Raw genomic sequence first — 18235 nt, forward strand, 5'->3', positions numbered from 1 at the left:
CCCGGGTCTGGAGCGCCGCACCCCGGGCGCGGCCGCCGGCCAGCCGCGCGGCGTCGGCCTGATCGCGCAGGTCGGCCTGACGGGCGCGGGCCGAGTCGGCGACGTCGCGCTGATCGGCGGCGCGGGCCCGCGCCGTCGCGGCGTCGTCCCGGGCCTGGGCCGCGCTCAGGGCGGCGCCGAAGCGGTCCTGCGCGGAATTGCCGGCGCGGGCCGCCACGCCCGCGGCCTCCCAGCCCGAACGCTGCGCCTGCGCGCTCCGCGCGGACGGAATCCACGTGGTGACATCCAAACGATCCGCCGCGCCGCTCGCCATTCCGGACTCCTCTGGGCCGCTCAGCAGCAAGGCGCGCGCCACCGCGCCGGCCGGCTAAGTCTCTGAGAAAGCTCGTTCTCTGCTTGCAGCGTGCGGGTCGGACCTGATCGAAGCTGCCGCCCGCCCGGCAGGATCTGCCGAGTGTCCGATCCGGTCGCCCTGGAAAGCCGGGCGAAGTCCCGCTATAGACGGCCCGTGCAGCCAGGGAGCTTCCGGGCCGGCGGCTGCGGACCCTCGCGATGAACGCCCTCGATCTTCCCAAAGCCCCCCACGAGACGCGCGTCGTCGTCGCCATGTCGGGCGGCGTCGATTCCTCCGTGGTCGCGGGCCTGCTGAAGCGGCAGGGCTTCGACGTGGTCGGCGTCACGCTCCAGCTCTACGACCACGGCGCGGCGAGCCACCGCAAGGGCGCCTGCTGCGCCGGCCAGGACATCCACGACGCCCGGGCGGCGGCGGAGCATCTCGGCATCCCGCACTACGTCCTCGACTACGAGGATCGCTTCCGCGACGAAGTCATCGAGAAGTTCGCCGAGAGCTACCTCGCGGGCGAGACGCCGATCCCCTGCGTCGAGTGCAACCGCACGGTGAAGTTCCGCGACCTACTGGGCCTCGCACGCGACCTCGACGCCGACGCGCTCGCCACCGGCCACTACGTGGCCAGCCGGGCGCTCCCGGGCGGCGGCCGCGCGCTCCACCGCGCCCTCGATCCCGCCCGCGACCAGAGCTACTTCCTCTACGCGACCACGGCGGAGCAGCTGAACTTCCTGCGCTTCCCCCTGGGCGAGATGGAGAAGACCGAGACCCGCGCGCTCGCGAAGGATCTCGGCCTGTCGCTCGCCGAGAAGCCGGACAGCCAGGACATCTGCTTCGTACCGCAGGGCCGCTACAGCGACGTGATCGCGCGTCTGCGCCCCGACGCGGCCCGGCCCGGCGAGATCGTCGACCTCGCCGGCCACGTTCTCGGCCGGCACGACGGGATCGTGCACTACACGGTGGGCCAGCGGAAGGGCCTCGGCCTGTCCGGGCCGGAGCCGCTCTACGTGGTGCGCCTGGAGCCGGACTCGGCCCGGGTGGTGGTCGGGCCGCGCACGGCGCTGGCCACGACCCGGATCCGCCTCTCGGACCTGAACTGGCTCGGCGAGGGGCCGGTGGAGGCCGTGCGCGACCTGCCCGTGGCGGTCCGCGTGCGCTCGACCCGGCCGCCGCGCCCGGCGACCCTGACGGTCGGGCCGGACGGCGCGGCCGAGGTCGTGCTCGCCGAGCCCGAGGACGGCGTGTCGCCGGGCCAGGCCTGCGCGATCTACGCGGATGACGGCCCCCGGGCACGGGTCCTGGGCGGCGGCACCATCCGGCGTGTCGACGCGTTGTCGGCCCGGCCCCGCGAGGCCGCCTGATCTCAACCTCTGGAACCTTCGAACGATGCTGAGCGAGCCGCAGATGGCCGGGCCGAGCACGGCCCTGATGCGCAAGGCCTATGCCCGCTGGGCCCCCGTCTACGACGTGGTCTACGACAAGCTCACCGAGCCCGCGGCCCGCGCCGCCGTCGAGGCGGCGGCCGAGCACGGGCCGCGGATCCTGGAGGCCGGCGTCGGCACCGGGCTGGCGCTGGGCTACTATCCGAAGGCCAGCTTCGTCTGCGGCGTCGACCTCTCCGAGGACATGCTCAAGCGCGCTCGTGCCAAGGTCCGACGCCGGAACCTGGCCCACGTGAAGGGCCTCCAGGTGATGGACGTCTGCCACCTGGGCTACGCCGACGCGAGCTTCGACGCCGTCGTGGCCCAGTTCCTGATCACCCTGGTGCCCGACCCCGAGGCCGCGATGTCGGAGTTCCTGCGGGTGGTGCGCCCGGGCGGCGGCATCGTCCTCGCCAACCATTTCGGCCAGAGCGACGGCCCCCTGGCCCGGGTCGAGGAAGTCGTGGCGCCGCTCTGCACGAAGATCGGCTGGTCGTCGGACTTCAAGGCGACGCGGATCGAGGCCTGGGCGCGGCGCAACGGCGTCGAGGTCCTGGGGTTGAAGCCGACCTTCCCGGGCGGGTTCTTCAAGATCCTGCGGATGCGCAAGCCCGGGTGAGCGAGACCGGCAACGCCCCCGTCGCCGAAGGCCGCGTCGACAGCCGCGAGGGGCGCTGGAAGCGCCTGCGGCGCTGGCTCCCGCTGGCGCTGCTCCTGACGGTGTCGGCGGTGGTCCTGGTCTCGGGAGCCGCGCAGCTCCTCAGCCTCGACCGCCTGCTCGCCTCCCGCCTCTGGCTGCGCGGCTTCGTCGAGGCCGGCTATCTCCGCGCGCTGGTCGCGGCCTACTGCCTCTATGTCGGGGCCGTCGTCGTGTCGGTGCCGGCCACGCTGATCCTCACGATGGTCTGCGGCTTCCTGTTCGGCATCGTGCCGGGGGCGCTCACCGCGGTCTGTGCGGCCACGACCGGGGCGGCCATCGTGTTCGCCATCGGCCGCGGGCCGGGCGCCGACCTGCTGCGGCGCATGGGCGGCACGCGCCTCGCCGGGCTGGCCGAGGGCTTCCGGCGCGACGCCTTCGGCTACATCGCGGTGCTCCGCCTCCTGCCACTGTTCCCGTTCTGGGTGACCAACCTCGCGCCCGCCGCCTTCGGGGTGAAGATGCGGGTCTTCGTGTTCGCGACGTTCCTGGGGCTGCTACCGGGCGCCGTCGTGTACGCCACCACGGGCGCGGGCATCGAGGACGTCGTCGCCGCCCACGAGGCCGCCAGGGCCGCCTGCCTCGCGACGGGGGCGGGCGGCTGCGACCAGGCCCTGACCCTGCGCGCCCTGGTCACGCCCAAGATGGTTGCAGGTCTCGCGATGCTTGCCGTCTTCGCCCTGGTCAGCATGTTGCTGAGCCGCCGCGCCCGACGCGGCTGAGATGCGCCGCCGAGACGCGCGATCCGCCGCCGGCTGTGTTTTTCGGTGTCTGAGGGCGGGTGCAACCGCTTGGAGGGGGATATCGTATAGTGCTCGCCGCCGAGAGCCTGTATTCCCGCCTGCGAATCTGTGGCTTGCGAACATGTATCCCGCGAAGGCCGAACCCGGCTCGAGCTTTCTCAATCCTCTCTCCGCCGATCCTCATCCGCGATGCCGGCGCGGAGCGTGACCGGCGTGTCCCTCGAGTCCCATCAGGCCGCGGCACCGGCGACGCCGGCGCCCGCACCGGCCCGCGACGTCCCCGAGCGGCGCACCGCGCGCCTCGGCCTGTCCGGGCGCCTGTTCCTCGTCACCGTCGCGTTCGTGGTGGTGGCCGAGGTGCTGACCTACGTGCCGGCGGTCGCCAATTACCGGATCGAGTGGATGTCCGACCGCCTGGCGGCCGCGCAGGTCGCCGCTCTGGTCCTCGACGGGCGGACCGGCGAGCCGGTCTCCGAGCCGCTCGAGAGCCGGCTCCTGGCCGGCGTGAACGCCCGCGCCATCGCCGTCCGCGGCGGCGGCGCCCAGCGTCTGCTCGCCATCGAGCCCATGCCCGAGCAGGTCGCCGACACCGTCGACCTGCGCGACGTCACGGCCCTGTCGGCGATCCGGGGCGCGTGGCGCACCCTCGTGGCGCCGGTCCACGAGCCGATCCGCGTGGTCGGGGAGGGCGGCATCGGCTTCGACCGGGTCGAGATCCTGCTCGACGAGGCGCCGCTGCGCACCGCCATGATCGACTACGCGCTGCGCCTGCTGGTCTCCTCGCTGATCATCGCGGCGGCCGCCGCCGGTCTCGTCTTCGTGGTTCTGCAGGTGCTTATCGTGCGCCCCGTGCGGCGGCTCGCCACCAGCATCACGGCCTTCGCGGACGATCCGGAGGATGCCGGGCGGATCATCGCACCGTCCCGCCGCAGCGACGAGATCGGCCAAGCCGAGCGGGCACTCGGGCGGATGCAGCGCAGCCTCGCCGACCAGCTCCGGCAGAAGCGGCGACTCGCCGAACTGGGCTTGGCGGTCAGCAAGATCAGCCACGAGCTGCGCAACCTGCTGACCGGCGCGCAGCTCCTGGGCGACCGCTTGGAGGGGACCGAGGATCCGACCGTGCAGCGCGTGGCTCCCCGCCTCGTCGGGACGCTGGCCCGCGCGATCCGCTTCTGCGAGGCGACCCTCGCCTACGGACGCGTCTCCGAGCGGACGCCGCTCCTGACCAGCACGCCGCTGGCACCGATCTTCGCGGAGCTTCCGGATCTCGCCGCGCTGGCGGCGCATCCGGTCAGCGTCCAGGTCGCGGCGGGCGATCTCTCCGTGCAGGCCGATCCGGAGCAGCTCGGGCGGGCGCTGGCCAACCTCGTGCGCAACGCCGTGCAGGCGCTGGACGGGGCGGCCGTGCCGGAGGCCGCCGTGAGCGTGGTCGCCGCCCGCGCGGCACCGGGCCGGGTCACGATCCTGGTCGCCGATAACGGTCCCGGTCTCCCGGCGCGCGCGCGGGAGAACCTGTTCGCGCCGTTCCAGGGATCCATGCGGTCCGGTGGCACGGGCCTCGGGCTGCCGATCGCCGCCGAGCTGATCGGGATCAACGGCGGCACCCTCACCCTCGACGATTGCGAGGCCGAGGGGCTGAGCGGCGCGCGCTTCCGGATCGTGCTGCCGGAGGGCTGACGGGACCGGACCCGCGAGACGGTGCCCCGCTGCCGCTACTCGGCCGCGGCCCGGACGGGCTCCCCGACCCGGATGCCGAGATCGGCCAGCAGCGCCGCGTCGTCGTCCTGCCCGTTATTGGCGGTGGTGAGCAGCCGCTCGCCGTAGAAGATCGAGTTGGCGCCGGCGAGGAAGCACAGCACCTGGGCCTCGCGGGTGAGGCTCTTGCGGCCGGCGCTGAGCCGCACGCGGGAGCGCGGCATCACGATCCGCGCCGTGGCGCACATGCGCACGAGATCGAACGGGTCGACCGCCGGCTGGTCCTCCAGCGGGGTGCCGGGCACCGCCACGAGGGCGTTGATCGGCACGCTTTCCGGATGGGGGGCGTGGTTGGACAGAACCTGGAGCATCGCGGCGCGGTCGGTGACACCTTCGCCCATCCCGACGATGCCGCCGCAGCACACGCCGATCCCGGCCTCGCGGACGTTCGCGAGGGTCTGCAGGCGCTCGTCGTAGGTGCGGGTGGAGATGATGTCCTCGTAGAAATCCGGGCCGGTATCGAGGTTGTGGTTGTAGGAGGTCAGCCCGGCCTCGGCGAGGCGTCCGGCCTGCGAGGGCGTGAGCATGCCGAGCGTCACGCAGGCCTCCATGCCGAGGCCGCGCACGCCGCGCACCATGGCGAGCACGGCGTCGAATTCCGGGCCGTCCTTCGGCTGGCGCCACGCGGCGCCCATGCAGAAGCGCTGGGCGCCCGCGGCCTTGGCGGCGGCCGCCTCGGCCAGCACCGTCTCCACGGGCATCAGCCGCTCGCGCGCGACGCCCGCGCCCTTGTGATGGGCCGATTGCGGGCAATAGGCGCAATCCTCCGGGCAGCCGCCGGTCTTGATCGACAGGAGCGAGGCCCGCTGGATGTCGGCGGGGTCGTTGTGCCGGCGGTGCACCTGCGCGGCCCGGAACACGAGGTCCATCAGCGGCAGGTCATGGATCGCGCGGATCTCCGCCACGCTCCAGTCGTGGCGGATGTCGCCGAGGTCGGGCTGCTGGGAACCGGGGAGAGAAGTCGCGCTCATATGGTGTTTGAGCCGGATCGGCGGACAGAAATCAAGCGGGCCTCGCGCCCGAACTCCCGGCCGAGGGGGCGGTCTGGACGATCATGCCGTACCAGCCCAGCCCGCGGTAGGTCTCGTATCCCGGTGTCCGATGGAACGCCGTGACCGTACCCGAACGCGGATCCCGCACGACTCCGCTCGTCTCGCCGTCCATCCGGCAGGAGACCCGCTCGGTCAGGAGGCCGACCTGATCCGAGGCGGCCAGCACCCGGCCGCCGGCATCGACCAGCAGCGCGCGGGTGCGCCCCCGATCTTCCGGCGCGACCCGAATCCCCGAGACGATCGCGTGGGCCTGCGGTGCCCAGTCGAAGTGGATCGCCAGGACGCCGAGCGGGGCGCCGGTCGCCTGACCGCCCGCGCGCACGCTCGCCGCGTAGGTGGCGACCTGCGCGCCGCCCAGCGCATCCTCCTGCCGCACGTCGGCGCAGACGAAGGCGTCGCCGCTCTCCAGGGCGAGCGCCTCCCGGAACCACGCTTCGCCAGCGACGCTCCGGCCCTGCAGTCCGGGGTAGCGATCGGCGCGGCCGGTCGCGAGGATGCGGCCGTCCTGGCCGCAGATCCAGAGATCGAGATAGACCGTGTAGGCCGAGAGGATGATGCCGAGGCGGTCGCTCGCGAAGGCCGCCGCGGCCGGCCTTGGATCGGCCGCGCAGGCGAAGACGGCGGCGTCGGTCGCCCACCAGCGCACGTCGCAGGTCCGCTCGTAGAGGTTGCGATCGATCAGCTCGACCGCGTTGAGCGCGAGATCGACCAGCCGTTCTCCCTGGACGCGGCCCGCCATCGTCTCGACGGTGCGCTGCAGCTCGACGATCCGGCCGGACAGGTGAAGCTCCAACTCGCTGGCGATGACGTCCACGGACTCGCCGAGGGCGCGCACTTCCTGGGCGACGACCGCGAAGCCGAGTCCCTCATCTCCGGCCCGCGCGGCCTCGATGAGCGCGTTGAGGGCGAGGATCTTGGTCTGCGCCGTGATCCGCCGGATCCGGCCGGTCTTCTCCTGCGCCGCCTGCTTCACGGCATCGGCCAGGATCTCGATCGACCTGAGCGTCGGCGGCTCGGACTCCGATCCGGAGTTCCGGCTAATGGGAAAATCAGTTTTCGCAGTCATGCCGGGCCCGATCGACGAGGCGGGCATTTTACAGCTAGAATATAATACAGTCTTAACCGATCGAGGTCGGCGATATAACTTACAATACTAACTTCAATCCATAATTCAATCGAGGGTTATATAATGCCCCGTCGCTCGCGGGTGCCGGGCGATCATTGATATCGGTGAGGTCGCCTGGACGCGGGGCCGCCGCCCGGGCGCGGGCGGCGGCCCGGCCTGTCAGTGCGTCGGCTCGCCGGCCGAGACCTTGGCGGTCCAGTCGTCGAAGGCGATGACCTTCTGCCGCTGCTCGCCGAGCCGGTCGATGCGCAGAACCATCTCGTCGCCGGCCTTGAGGTAGCGCGGCGGCTTCATGCCGAGGCCGACGCCCGGCGGCGTGCCGGTGGTGATGACGTCGCCCGGCTCCAGCAGCATGAAGTGCGACGCGTAGGCGACGAGCTGGGGAACGTCGAAGATCATCGTGGCGGTCGAGCCGGTCTGACGGCGCTCGCCGTTCACGTCGAGGCTCATGGCGAGGTTCTTCAGGTCCGGAATCTCGTCGAGGGTCACCAGCCAGGGCCCGAGGGGGCCGAAGGTCGGCGCGCTCTTACCCTTGGTCCAAGTCGGACCGCGGTTCATCTGCCACTCGCGCTCGGAGACGTCGTTGCAGATGCAGGCACCCGCCACGTAGCTCAGCGCCTCGTTGGCGTGGACGTAGCTGGCGCGCCGCCCGATCACCACGGCGAGCTCCACCTCCCAGTCGGTGCTGTGCGACCCCTTGGGGATGATGACCGTGTCGTTCGGCCCGCACAGGCTGGACGGAGCCTTGTTGAAGATGATCGGCTCCGCGGGGATCGGTGAGCCGGTCTCTTCGGCGTGGTCGGCGAAGTTCAGGCCGATGGCGACGACGTTCCGGGTGCCGCCGACGCAGGGGCCGAGCCGCACGTCCGGGGGCAGCTTCGGCAGGGTCTCGGGATCCAGGGCGCGCAGCCGCGCCAGCGAGTCGGGCGCGAGGGCCGGCCCGGCGATGTCGCGCACGATGCCCGACAGGTCGCGCAGCCCCCCGCTGGCATCCACGAGGCCTGGCTTCTCGTCGCCGCTCGGGCCGTGCCGGAAGAGCTTCATGGTCGCACTCCTCATCCTTCCCTGAACCGGTCTGCGCCGGACGCCGGGACCATGGCCGGGCCTCGATCCGGGTGCAAGGCCGGCCGCGGCGATGGGGGCGTCCGCGGGGTGTCGCAGCCGGGCAACAGGGCGGCGGAAAAGTGCAGGGTCGGTGGTGTCCGGATTTATTGTTCCTGTCGCCGTGTCGGCGAGCCAGTTCGGATCAAGACTGAAAAGCGCTGCCGTTCATGTGCTTTCGCAGGTGAAGACGGCGTTTACCGAAGGTTATCTACTAATAATCCTCTTGCCGTCGAAAATGATCGAGGTCATTGCGGTTCTGCCCTCGAAACCGGCACCATGCACGCAAGGTCGCCGCATAACGGGTCTCGAACAATCGACGGCGCCCAGCAGAACGAGAAGGCTTGGGGGACGTGATGGGCGGGACGGTTCGCGCTGCGATGCTGGCGGCGACGGCGGTGATCCTCGGCGCCGGGCAGGCGCAGGCGGGGGCGTTCGGGATCCGGGAGCAGAGCACCGAGGCCCAGGGACTTGCCTTCGCGGGCGCCGCGTCGGGGTCGGGCGGCGTCTCGTCGATGTTCTGGAATCCCGCGACGATCACGATGAACCCGGGCTTCGTCGCGGAGCAGAACTTCACCTATATCGGCCTCTCCTCTGAGATCCGGCCCGCGCCGGGCACCAATCCGGGCTTCGCGCGGCTGGGCGGCTCGGGCGAGCTTGGCCAGGGCGCCGTCGTGCCGGCGGGCGCGACCTCGTACCAGCTGAACGACCGCCTGTGGCTCGGCCTCTCGACCGGCGCCCCGTTCGGTCTCGTCACCAAGCCGCGGGACGTGTGGGCCGGCGAGGTCTACGGGCGCTCGTCGCGGATCTTCTCGCTGGCGATCAACCCGGTCATCGGCTTCAAGGTCAACGAGTGGCTCTCGATCGCGGCCGGCCCGAACATCGAGTATTTCCGCCTGACCCTGCGGCAGGCGCTGCCGATCCCCGGCATCCTGCCGACCTCGTATCCGAGCTCCTTCCTCAAGGGTGAGTCCTGGGGCGCGGGCTTCACCGCCGGCGCCACGCTGACGCCCCGCGACGGGACCGTGCTGGGCATCGGCTACCGCTCCTCGGTGCACCACGACATCGACGGCTCGATCGGCGTCCCGCTCGTCGCCCTGGCGCCGCTGGCCGGACAGGTCCGCGCCAAGCTGAACACCCCCGACAAGCTGAGCGTCGGCCTGACCCAGGCGGTCTCGCCGGTGGCGCGGGTGAATCTCGGCTTCGAGTGGGACAACTGGTCGAGGCTCGGCACCATCGGCATCGTGTCGAAGACGATCGGCCTGCCGGTGAACAACCTGCCGCTCAACTACAAGGACGGGTTCACCTACGCGATCGGCGCCGAGTACGACGCGTCGCCGAACCTGACGCTGCGGACCGGTTTCGCCTACGAGACCTCGCCCATCGACTTCCGGAACCGCTCGGTGCGCCTGCCGGACGGCGACCGGTACAACGTCTCGGTCGGCGCGAGCTATCGCTGGAGCCAGCAGCTGACGCTGAACCTCGCCTACTCGCACTTCTTCCTGGACCGCTCGCGGATCCTCGCGGGCATCGGCCGCGACTACAACATCAGCAACATCGCCTTCGCGGGCGTGGTGGATTCCAGCGCCGACATCGTCTCGGTGGGCTTCCGCTACGTCTTCGGCGCGCCGCCAGCGCCCGCCCCGGCGCCGCTCGTGCGGAAGTACTGACAGCCGGCTCCGGTCGCGTGCTTCGCTGCCGCCGTCTTCGCGAGCGGAGTGAAGCGATCCAGGGCAGCGCCACGCCGACAGGTGTCGCGCTGCCCAGAGTCACGTCGATCCCCTCGTGATGTCAGGGCAGCTCCTCGATCGTCGCGGCCGATCACCCAATCGATCCGCGTGCGTCGCGCGTCTCAGGCGCGCATCCGCACGTAGGTCCCGGGCGCGGGGCCGAGCGATGGTAGCGCGTCGCCGCCCGGCTGCCGGGCCGGCACCCGCTCCGGGGCCTGCGCCTCGATCCACTGGAACCAGTAGGGCCACCACGAGCCCTTGGTCTCGACCGCGGCCCTGATCCACTCCTCGAGCGTCCCCTTCACGGGGCCGCCGGTCCAGTAGCCGTATTTCGGCTTGGACGGCGGGTTGATCACGCCCGCGATGTGGCCGGAGCCGGCGAGGACGAAATCGACCTTCCCGCCGAAGACCTTCGAGCCCTCGAAGACCGAAAGCGCCGGCGCGATGTGGTCCTCGCGGGTCGCGAGGTTGAAGATCGGCACCTGGACCTTCCTGAGGTCGAGGCGGACGTTGCCGAGCACCATCCGTCCCTGCGCCAGCGTGTTGTCGAGGTAGCAGTTGCGCAGGTAGAATGAGTGGTTGGCCGCCGGCATCCGGGTGGCGTCAGAGTTCCAGTACAGCAGATCGAAGGCCGAGGGTGCCTTGCCCTTGATGTAGTTGTTCACGACGTAGGGCCAGATCAGGTCGTTCGGCCGGAGCATGTTGAAGGCGTTCGCCATGCGGGCGCCCTCCAGATAGCCCTGCTCGGCCATGCGCGCCTCGACCTGGCGGATCTGCTCCTCGTCGGCGAAGACCTTCAGGTCGCCCGCATGAGTGAAGTCGACCTGCGTGGTGAGCAGCGTCGCGCTCTTGATCCGCCGGTTGCCGGTGGCCGCCTGCATGGCGAGCGTCACCGCGAGCAGCGTGCCGCCGACGCAGTAGCCCGCCGCCGTGACCTCGCTCTCACCGGTGGCGACGCCGATCGCGTCGATGGCCGCCTCGATCCCCTCGCGCATGTAGGACTCGAAGTCCTTCTCGGCGTGGCGGGAATCGGGATTGACCCAGGAGATGCAGAAGACCGTCAGGCCCTGGTCGACCATCCACTTCAGGAAGCTCTTCTGCGGATTGAGGTCGAGGATGTAGAACTTGTTGATCCAGGGCGGGACCATCAGGAACGGGCGACGCAGCACGGTCTCGGTGCTGGGCGCATACTGAATCAGCTCGATCAGGTCGTTGCGGAACACCACCTCACCGGGTGTGACCGCCATGTTGCGCCCGACCTCGAACCCGCTCGGGTCGGTCTGGCGCACGCGCAGCTGACCGCCGCCGGCCGCCAGATCCTCCTCGTACATCTTGAGGCCGCGGACGAGGTTGGCGCCGTTCTCCTGCAGGGTGTGGCGGATCAGCTCCGGGTTGGTCGGCAGGAAGTTCGAGGGCGACAGCATGCTGGTGACTTGGCGCAGGTAGAACTGCGCCTTGTGACGCGTGTGCGCGTCGAGCCCCTCGGCCTCGTCCACGAGGCTCTCGGCCCAGCGGGTGGCGAGCAGGTAGGCCTGCTTGAGGAAGTCGAAATACGGGTTGGTCGTCCACTCGGCGTGGGCGAAGCGCGCGTCCCGGGGCTCGGGCAGCGCCACCGGATCGGCGGGCTGGCCCTGCAGGCGCAGGTAGGTCGAGCCCCAGAGCGACAGGAAGGCCTGCGACAGGCGCGCCTGCGCCTCGGCGCTGCGGTTCGGATCGGCGAGCCAAGCCTCGGCCACCTGGCCGAGCACCTTCGCCGCCTCGTTCATCTCGCTGCCGGGTGCGGCCGCCTGGCCCTCGGGCCCGAGGAGGCGGGCGACGTTGCGCCCCATAGCCTCGACGAACTGACCGGCATTGCGGGAAATCGCCTCGAAATCCGGCATCGGGGCGACCGTGCCGTCCGGCATCGCGCCGTTCGAGACCGACTTCGGAGGGGCGGTCCGATCCGGCGCCTGCGGGCTCGTCAAACGTGCCTCCCTGTGCTTCATCTGTTGACCCGATGGCGCGGGCCTCGTTTCCGACAAAATAAGGAGCGAGCCAGAGTTTTCGCCAGCCCGGCTCAGGACGTCGCCGAAACATCCGGCCGATCTTTTCATACGCATGTGACGATGGATCGTGCCATTTTGAACCCCGCCGTCCGCCCGCATCGCGCCGGTCCGCTGCACCGCCTGACGCGCGCGGCTGGCCTGGGCGTGCTGGTCGGCGCGCTCGGGGCCTGCTCGGGCGACGTCGTCCGCTCGCTGGCCTCCGATGCAGGCTACGGGCCGCGGGTCGTCGCGGCCCCGGATTTCGTCACGGACACCCGCAGCAAGGCGCAGCCCGACTTCATGCCGGTCGGCGTCGACGCGCCGAAGCGGCCGGTCCGGGCCAAGTCGGTCACGGGCCAGAAGGCCCTGGAGGCGGAGCTGGAGGGTGCCCGCGGCCGCAATGAGGCCCGGGGACGGGCCGCCGAGAGCGTTGGGCGGGGCGCGGCCGCCACCATCAAGCCGGCTCCGGCGGCGCAGTAGCCGGCCCTTTTTCAGGGTCGGCGACGGCCCGCAACTCTGCTAGAGCACGTGGTTCGCCCGACCGGCCCGGACGAGAGACGCCGGATTCGGGACGCGCCGATGGACACGCCCATGACCGACTTCCACCGCATCAAGCGACTGCCGCCCTACGTCTTCGAGCAGGTCAACCGGATCAAGGCCGCCGCCCGCGCGCAGGGCGCCGACATCATCGATCTCGGCATGGGCAACCCGGATCTCGACGCCCCGAAGCACGTCATCGCCAAGCTGTGCGAGACGGCCGGGCGGCCGCGCACGGATCGCTACTCGGCCTCCAAGGGCATCGCCGGCCTGCGCAAGGCCCAGGCGGGCTATTACCAGCGGCGCTTCGGTGTGACCCTGAACCCCGACACCCAGGTGGTGGCGACCCTCGGGTCGAAGGAGGGGTTCGCCAACATGGCCCAGGCGATCACCGCGCCGGGCGACGTCGTGCTGGTGCCGAACCCGAGCTACCCGATTCACGCCTTCGGCTTCCTGATGGCCGGCGGCGTCATCCGCTCGGTGCCGGCCGAGCCGACCCCGGCGATGTTCCCCGCCCTGGAGCGGGCCATGCGCCACTCGATCCCGAAGCCGGTGGCGCTGGTCGTCTGCTACCCGTCGAACCCGACCGCCTACGTGGCGAGCCTCGACTTCTACCGCGACCTCGTGGCCTTCGCGAAGCAGCACGAGCTGATCCTGCTGTCGGATCTCGCCTACGCGGAAGTCTATTTCGACAACAACCCGCCGCCCTCGGTGCTGCAGGTGCCCGGCGCCATCGACTGCACGGTGGAGTTCACCTCGCTGTCGAAGACCTACTCGATGGCCGGCTGGCGGATGGGCTTCGCGGTGGGCAACGAGCGCCTGCTCGCGGCGCTTACCCGGGTGAAATCCTACCTCGATTACGGCGCCTTCACGCCGATCCAGGTCGCCGCGACGGCCGCCCTGAACGGCCCGGACGACTGCATCCACGAGATGCGCAGCATCTACAGGAAGCGTCGCGACGCGCTGGTGGAGTCCTTCGGCAAGGCCGGCTGGACCATCCCTTCGCCCGCCTCGTCGATGTTCGCCTGGGTGCCGATCCCAGAGCGGTACCGGGAACTGGGCAGCCTCGAATTCTCCAAGCTGCTCCTGGAGAAGTCCGACGTGGCGGTCGCGCCCGGCATCGGCTTCGGCGAGTTCGGTGACGAGTACGTCCGCATCGCGCTGGTGGAGAACGAGCAGCGCATCCGGCAGGCGGCGCGCAATATCCGCCGGTTCTTCGACGGAACCGACAAGACGCTGCACAACGTCCTGCCGATGGCCCGGACCGGCTAGACCGGCCCGCGCAAATTGTTGCCGCGGGGCGACAGACGCCGTCAAAGGTGTCGGCGCCCCGCGCCGGCGCTTGTCAGCGCGGGGCGCGATGGCCAGGGTCAGGTGCGGGGGTCTTCCCGCGTCCCGAGTCTCGCATGCGCCGCCTGAACCTCATCGCCGCCCTGCTGCTCGCCGCCGCGGCCTCGGCCTGCGCGCCGAACCCGATCATCGCCCGGGACCCGATCCCTGCGCCGGGGCCGGCGGACGTGTACGCGTGCGACTCGAAGCCGTTGCCGGTCAACGCCTTCACGACCGATTGCCGCCCCGTCCCGGCGAGCCCGCAGGTCGTGCTGCGCGCGCGGGGCTGAGCCCGCCCGGAATTTCGGTAACCGGTCGATTCGGACGGGCCGGACAAGCCGCCCGCGATCAGCTAGACTGTAGGCCAGATGCCGGCCCGCCCGGCCCCCGACGGAGCATCGCGTGAGCACCAAGACCCTGATCGCTGCCGGACTGCTCGCCCTCCTGGCGGGGCAGGGCGCCTCGGCCTCCGACGCCGCCTACCCGCAAGCGCCCTACCAGCCCCGCGCCTTCGTGTTCACCGCCCCGAACGGCCCGACGGTGCTGCAGACCGAGGGCTGCTGCCAGGTCGTCGTGCCGCCGGGCCGGCCCGATCTCGCCCAGCCCGCGGTGCCGGTGGCCGAGGTGATGAACGGCGGCGGCTTCGGCTACACCGGTTTCGACTACTACAACGACCAGATCACCGAGGGGCGGTTCGGCGCGCGCAAGCGGCCGCGGGAGTACGTGATCGCCCCGTCCTACATCGTGCCGCCGCGCTACTGAGCCGCCGGGCGTTCCGGGGCCTCAATCCTTCTGCGGATCGTGGCCCCAGTTCATCAGCGACATCCGCCAAGGAGAGTCGGGGTCCTTCCGGGCCGCACCGCCCTGCTTGAGATGGCGGTGGACGTAGCCCACGACCTTGCGCATGGCGGCGTAGTCGTCGTCGGTGAGATCCGCCTTCTTCTTGTCCTTGATGGCCAGGATGCGCCGGCCCATCTCATGGCCGGTCGATTCATCGCCGTCCTTCTTCTGGCCGACCTCCTGGCTGGCATCGCTGTCGAGGTGCTTCTTCAGCGCGGCCGGCGTCATGTTGACGGCCTCGTTGAAGTCCTTCCACGTCGCCGCGTGATCGTCCGCCATCCGCCTGTCTCCCGGGCCGTGTCGCTCGTCCCCGACAACGCGCCCGAGGCTCGCCGGCTCGCCGCCATCCCTGCGGTCGGGCGCCGCACGGGCGGCGGGCGACGTGGCGGGCGACGTGGCGGGGAAGCGTTTACAGGCCGGGTCCTGGGGGGTATCACCCCGACCCGACGAGCTTCCATTCTCTCCCCACACCCCATTCCCGAAAAGCCAGATGCGCGCCGAGATCGAGCAAGCCTCGGATGCCGCCAAGCAGTCTATAGGGCTGCTGAGGAGGCATCTTTGACTGGGATACAGTCGATAAACGCCTCGCGGAGCTGAACGCGGCTTCCGAGGACCCCGACCTCTGGAACGACGCCGAGGCCGCCCAGAAGGTCATGCGCGAGCGCCAGCAGCTCGACGAGGCCGTCACGGCGATCAAGAAGCTCGAGCGCGACCTCGAGGACGGCGCCACGCTGATCGAGCTCGGCGAGATGGAGGGTGACGAATCCTCGGTCCGCGAGGGCGAGGCGGCGATCCTCGCCGTCGAGAAGGAGGCCGCGAGCCGGCAGGTCGAGACGCTTCTGTCGGGCGAGGCCGACGGCTTCGACACCTATCTCGAGGTCCATGCCGGGGCCGGCGGCACCGAGAGCCAGGACTGGGCCAACATGCTCCAGCGCATGTATGCCCGCTGGGCCGAGCGCCGGAAATACAAGGTCGAGGTCGTCGAGATGACCGACGGCGAGGAGGCCGGGATCAAGGGCGCCACGCTCCTGATCAAGGGCCACAACGCCTACGGCTGGCTCAAGACCGAGTCCGGCGTGCACCGACTGGTCCGGATCTCGCCCTACGATTCCAGCGCCCGGCGGCACACCAGCTTCGCCAGCGTCTGGGTCTACCCGGTGATCGACGACCGGATCGAGATCGAGATCAAGGAATCCGACTGCCGGATCGACACCTACCGCTCGTCCGGCGCCGGCGGCCAGCACGTCAACACCACCGACTCGGCGGTGCGCATCACCCACAATCCCACCGGGATCGTGGTCGCGTGCCAGCAGGAGCGCTCCCAGCACAAGAACCGGGCGACCGCCTGGAACATGCTGCGCGCCCGCCTGTACGAGCTGGAGCTGAAGAAGCGCGAGGAGAAGGCCAACGCCGAGGCCGCCGCCAAGACGGATATCGGCTGGGGCCACCAGATCCGGTCCTACGTGCTGCAGCCGTACCAGCTGGTGAAGGACCTGCGCACCGGCACCCAGTCCACCGATCCGGACGAGGTGCTCGACGGCGACCTCGACCCGTTCATGGAGGCCTCGCTCGCGCAGCGGGTCTACGGCGGCGGTGAGGCGGTCGAGGATATCGACTGAGGCGGCGTGAGCTGCCTCCCCGTCATCACGCGCGCAGCGAAGTGACCCAGGGCGGCGCGCGATCGATCAGCGTGGCGCTAACCTGGATCGCTTCGCTCCGCTCGCAATGACGGCGGTGCTGACAGAGAGCGCCGTTGAGGCCGCCAAAGGATGAGCGCCGGCGGCGCCCATCTTCCCACGCCTCTCAATACCCCAGCGCAGCCCCGTCCTTGCGCGGGTCCGAGCCGGCCGCCAGCGTGCCGGCCTTCCGGTCGATCCAGATGACCTGCCCCCCGCCGAGCGGCAGCGGCGCGCGGATCGCCGGGTGGCCGCGCTCCTCGAGTCCCGCCATCACCGCATCGGAGACTCCGCCCTCCACCTCCAGGCTGCCGCCGTAGGCGAAGCTGCGCGGGGCATCGAGGGCTTCCTGCACGTCGAGGCCCCGGTCGAGGAGGCCGGTGAGCAGCTCGACATGGCCCATGGCCTGGTAGTGGCCGCCCATGACGCCGAACGGCGCGACCGCCTGCCCGTCCTTCATCAGCATGCCGGGGATGATCGTGTGCATCGGCCGCTTGCCCGGGCCGACGCTGTTCGGGTGGCCGCCCTCCGTGCGGAACGACAGGCCGCGGTTGTGCAGCAGCACGCCGCTCTCGGGCGCCAGGATGCCGGAGCCGAAGCCCTGGAAGATCGAGTTGATCAGCGACAGCGCGTTGCCGTCCCGGTCGACCACGCAGAGGTAGACCGTGTCCTTGTGGGCGCGGCCCTCGGCCATCTCGCGGGCGATCTCGGGATAGATCTCCGGCTCGCGGGCCCGGCCCATGTCGATCGCCCCGTGGGCGGCGGCCTTCCAGGCGTCGGAGAGCAGGTGCTCGACCGGCACGTTGGCGAGGGCCGCGTCGCCGAACAGGACGTCGCGGTGATGGTAGCCCTGCTTGCAGACCTCGGCGAAGAGGTGGAGCCGGTCGAGGTCGGAGAGCGCGCCGACGTCGTAGTGCGACAGCACGTTCAGCATCATCAGCGCCGCCAGACCCTGGCCGGCGGGCGGGCACTCGTAGACGTCGTAGCCGCGGTAGCGGGTCGAGACTGGCACGACCACGTCGGGCCGCGCGGCGGCGAAGTCGTCCAGCGTGTGCAGGCCGCCGAGGGCGTTCAGCCGGTTCACCATGTCCTCGGCGACCGGGCCCTCGTAGAAGGCGCGCGCGCCCGCCGCGGCGATCGCCCGGAGCGTCGCCGCGAGCTTCGGCAGGCGGACGACGCTGCCGATCGCCGGCACCGCTCCGCCGGGCAGGTAGGTCTCGGCGGCGTGGGGATCGGCGGCGACGCGCTCGGCGCCGCGCAGCCAGTCCCAGCCGACCCGCTGCTGGACGACGAACCCGTCCTCCGCGTAGCGGATCGCCGGCTGGAGCAGCTCGCCCAGCGACCGGGTGCCGTGCTCGCGCACCAGCAGGTCCCAGGCCGCGACCGCGCCCGGCACCGTCACGGCGTGGGGGGAGGTGGGCGTGATGCCGACGCCGTGCTCGGCGTACCAGTCGGGCGTCGCGGCGGCGGGCGCGCGGCCCGAGCCGTCGAGGGCGATGGGCGTGGTGGCGCCGGCGGGGGCGTAGAGCGCGAAGTAGTCGCCGCCGATCCCGGTCATCAGCGGGTCGACCACGCACTGCACGGCCACCGCCGCGATGCCGGCATCGACGGCATTGCCGCCCGCGCGCAGCACCTCGATGGCGGCGAGCGTCGAGAGCGGGTGCGAGGTCGCGACGGCGGCGTTGGCGGCGTAGACCGGGGAGCGGCCGGGGGCGGAGAAGTCTCTCACGGGATGTCCTGCTCTGCTGGGTGACTTAAAGAATCACCGCTCGATGCACATCGCCACCTCGGGATGAGGCGGTGACGGAAATGACGGCGCGGTTCCGTCCATGGCGGATGGCTTCGTCGCCTCGTCTTT

Annotated in this window: 16 protein-coding genes and 1 pseudogene; 10 read left to right on the plus strand and 7 right to left on the minus strand. The window is 70.9% G+C overall.

What is annotated here, in order from left to right; genetic code table 11:
• A pseudogene (locus ACLBYE_RS07095) lies at positions 1 to 313 on the minus strand (flagellar hook-length control protein FliK); the annotation flags it as partial.
• A 239-nt stretch (positions 314 to 552) separates the two neighbouring features.
• Between ACLBYE_RS07095 and mnmA the strand changes: the two are divergent.
• From mnmA to ACLBYE_RS07115, 4 genes are all read left to right on the plus strand, one after another.
• Entirely contained in the window at positions 553 to 1707 is a 1155-nt protein-coding gene (mnmA, locus tag ACLBYE_RS07100) for a tRNA 2-thiouridine(34) synthase MnmA (protein WP_447693615.1), read from the plus strand.
• A gap of 25 nt (positions 1708 to 1732) precedes the next feature.
• A complete protein-coding gene (locus ACLBYE_RS07105; RefSeq protein WP_056531444.1) occupies positions 1733 to 2386 on the plus strand; it encodes a class I SAM-dependent methyltransferase in 654 nt (217 codons plus the stop codon).
• On the plus strand, positions 2383 to 3186 hold the full coding sequence (locus tag ACLBYE_RS07110) for a TVP38/TMEM64 family protein (RefSeq protein ID WP_447693616.1): 804 nt from the start codon (positions 2383 to 2385) through the stop codon (positions 3184 to 3186). The genes ACLBYE_RS07105 and ACLBYE_RS07110 overlap by 4 nt, the downstream gene beginning before the upstream one ends.
• A gap of 210 nt (positions 3187 to 3396) precedes the next feature.
• Positions 3397 to 4884, plus strand: coding sequence for an ATP-binding protein (locus tag ACLBYE_RS07115; RefSeq protein ID WP_447693617.1), 1488 nt, complete (start codon positions 3397 to 3399; stop codon positions 4882 to 4884).
• Between the two features lie 35 nt (positions 4885 to 4919).
• On the opposite strand, the gene bioB is transcribed toward ACLBYE_RS07115, so the two are convergent.
• From bioB to ACLBYE_RS07130, 3 genes are all read right to left on the minus strand, one after another.
• Positions 4920 to 5933 (minus strand): biotin synthase BioB, encoded by a 1014-nt coding sequence (gene bioB / locus ACLBYE_RS07120; protein WP_020090825.1) that lies wholly within the window; start codon positions 5931 to 5933, stop codon positions 4920 to 4922.
• 31 nt (positions 5934 to 5964) lie between these two features.
• Positions 5965 to 7080 carry a methyl-accepting chemotaxis protein gene (locus tag ACLBYE_RS07125; RefSeq protein ID WP_447693618.1) on the minus strand — a complete coding sequence of 372 codons (1116 nt, stop codon included), beginning with the start codon at positions 7078 to 7080 and terminating at the stop codon, positions 5965 to 5967.
• 219 nt (positions 7081 to 7299) lie between these two features.
• Entirely contained in the window at positions 7300 to 8184 is an 885-nt protein-coding gene (locus ACLBYE_RS07130; RefSeq protein ID WP_056531450.1) for a fumarylacetoacetate hydrolase family protein, read from the minus strand.
• 437 nt (positions 8185 to 8621) lie between these two features.
• On the opposite strand from ACLBYE_RS07130, the gene ACLBYE_RS07135 reads away from it, so the two are divergent.
• Complete coding sequence (locus ACLBYE_RS07135) at positions 8622 to 9911, plus strand: OmpP1/FadL family transporter (protein ID WP_447693619.1); 1290 nt, start codon at positions 8622 to 8624, stop codon at positions 9909 to 9911.
• Positions 9912 to 10093: 182 nt separating this feature from the next.
• Here ACLBYE_RS07135 and ACLBYE_RS07140 read toward each other — a convergent pair whose 3' ends face one another.
• A complete protein-coding gene (locus ACLBYE_RS07140; protein WP_447693651.1) occupies positions 10094 to 11875 on the minus strand; it encodes a PHA/PHB synthase family protein in 1782 nt (593 codons plus the stop codon).
• 216 nt (positions 11876 to 12091) lie between these two features.
• On the opposite strand from ACLBYE_RS07140, the gene ACLBYE_RS07145 reads away from it, so the two are divergent.
• The 4 genes from ACLBYE_RS07145 to ACLBYE_RS07160 all read left to right on the plus strand — a co-directional run bounded on the left by ACLBYE_RS07145 (position 12092) and on the right by ACLBYE_RS07160 (position 14623).
• Positions 12092 to 12475, plus strand: coding sequence for a hypothetical protein (locus tag ACLBYE_RS07145; protein ID WP_447693620.1), 384 nt, complete (start codon positions 12092 to 12094; stop codon positions 12473 to 12475).
• A gap of 111 nt (positions 12476 to 12586) precedes the next feature.
• Entirely contained in the window at positions 12587 to 13804 is a 1218-nt protein-coding gene (locus tag ACLBYE_RS07150) for an LL-diaminopimelate aminotransferase (RefSeq protein WP_026604561.1), read from the plus strand.
• A gap of 134 nt (positions 13805 to 13938) precedes the next feature.
• Positions 13939 to 14151 (plus strand): hypothetical protein, encoded by a 213-nt coding sequence (locus ACLBYE_RS07155; protein ID WP_020090818.1) that lies wholly within the window; start codon positions 13939 to 13941, stop codon positions 14149 to 14151.
• A gap of 112 nt (positions 14152 to 14263) precedes the next feature.
• Positions 14264 to 14623 carry a hypothetical protein gene (locus ACLBYE_RS07160; RefSeq protein ID WP_447693621.1) on the plus strand — a complete coding sequence of 120 codons (360 nt, stop codon included), beginning with the start codon at positions 14264 to 14266 and terminating at the stop codon, positions 14621 to 14623.
• 21 nt (positions 14624 to 14644) lie between these two features.
• Here ACLBYE_RS07160 and ACLBYE_RS07165 read toward each other — a convergent pair whose 3' ends face one another.
• On the minus strand, positions 14645 to 14980 hold the full coding sequence (locus ACLBYE_RS07165) for a DUF3140 domain-containing protein (protein ID WP_447693622.1): 336 nt from the start codon (positions 14978 to 14980) through the stop codon (positions 14645 to 14647).
• Positions 14981 to 15191: 211 nt separating this feature from the next.
• Between ACLBYE_RS07165 and prfB the strand changes: the two genes are divergently transcribed.
• A protein-coding gene (prfB, locus tag ACLBYE_RS07170) for a peptide chain release factor 2 (protein WP_447693623.1) occupies positions 15192 to 16320 on the plus strand; the annotation gives its coding sequence in 2 pieces (ribosomal slippage) (positions 15192 to 15260 and positions 15262 to 16320; 1128 coding nt in all).
• 184 nt (positions 16321 to 16504) lie between these two features.
• On the opposite strand, the gene ACLBYE_RS07175 is transcribed toward prfB, so the two are convergent.
• Positions 16505 to 18106, minus strand: a complete 1602-nt coding sequence (locus ACLBYE_RS07175; RefSeq protein WP_447693624.1) for a gamma-glutamyltransferase family protein — start codon at positions 18104 to 18106, stop codon at positions 16505 to 16507.
• Between the last annotated feature and the right edge of the window lie 129 nt (positions 18107 to 18235).

This window comes from Methylobacterium sp. A52T, assembly GCF_053346095.1.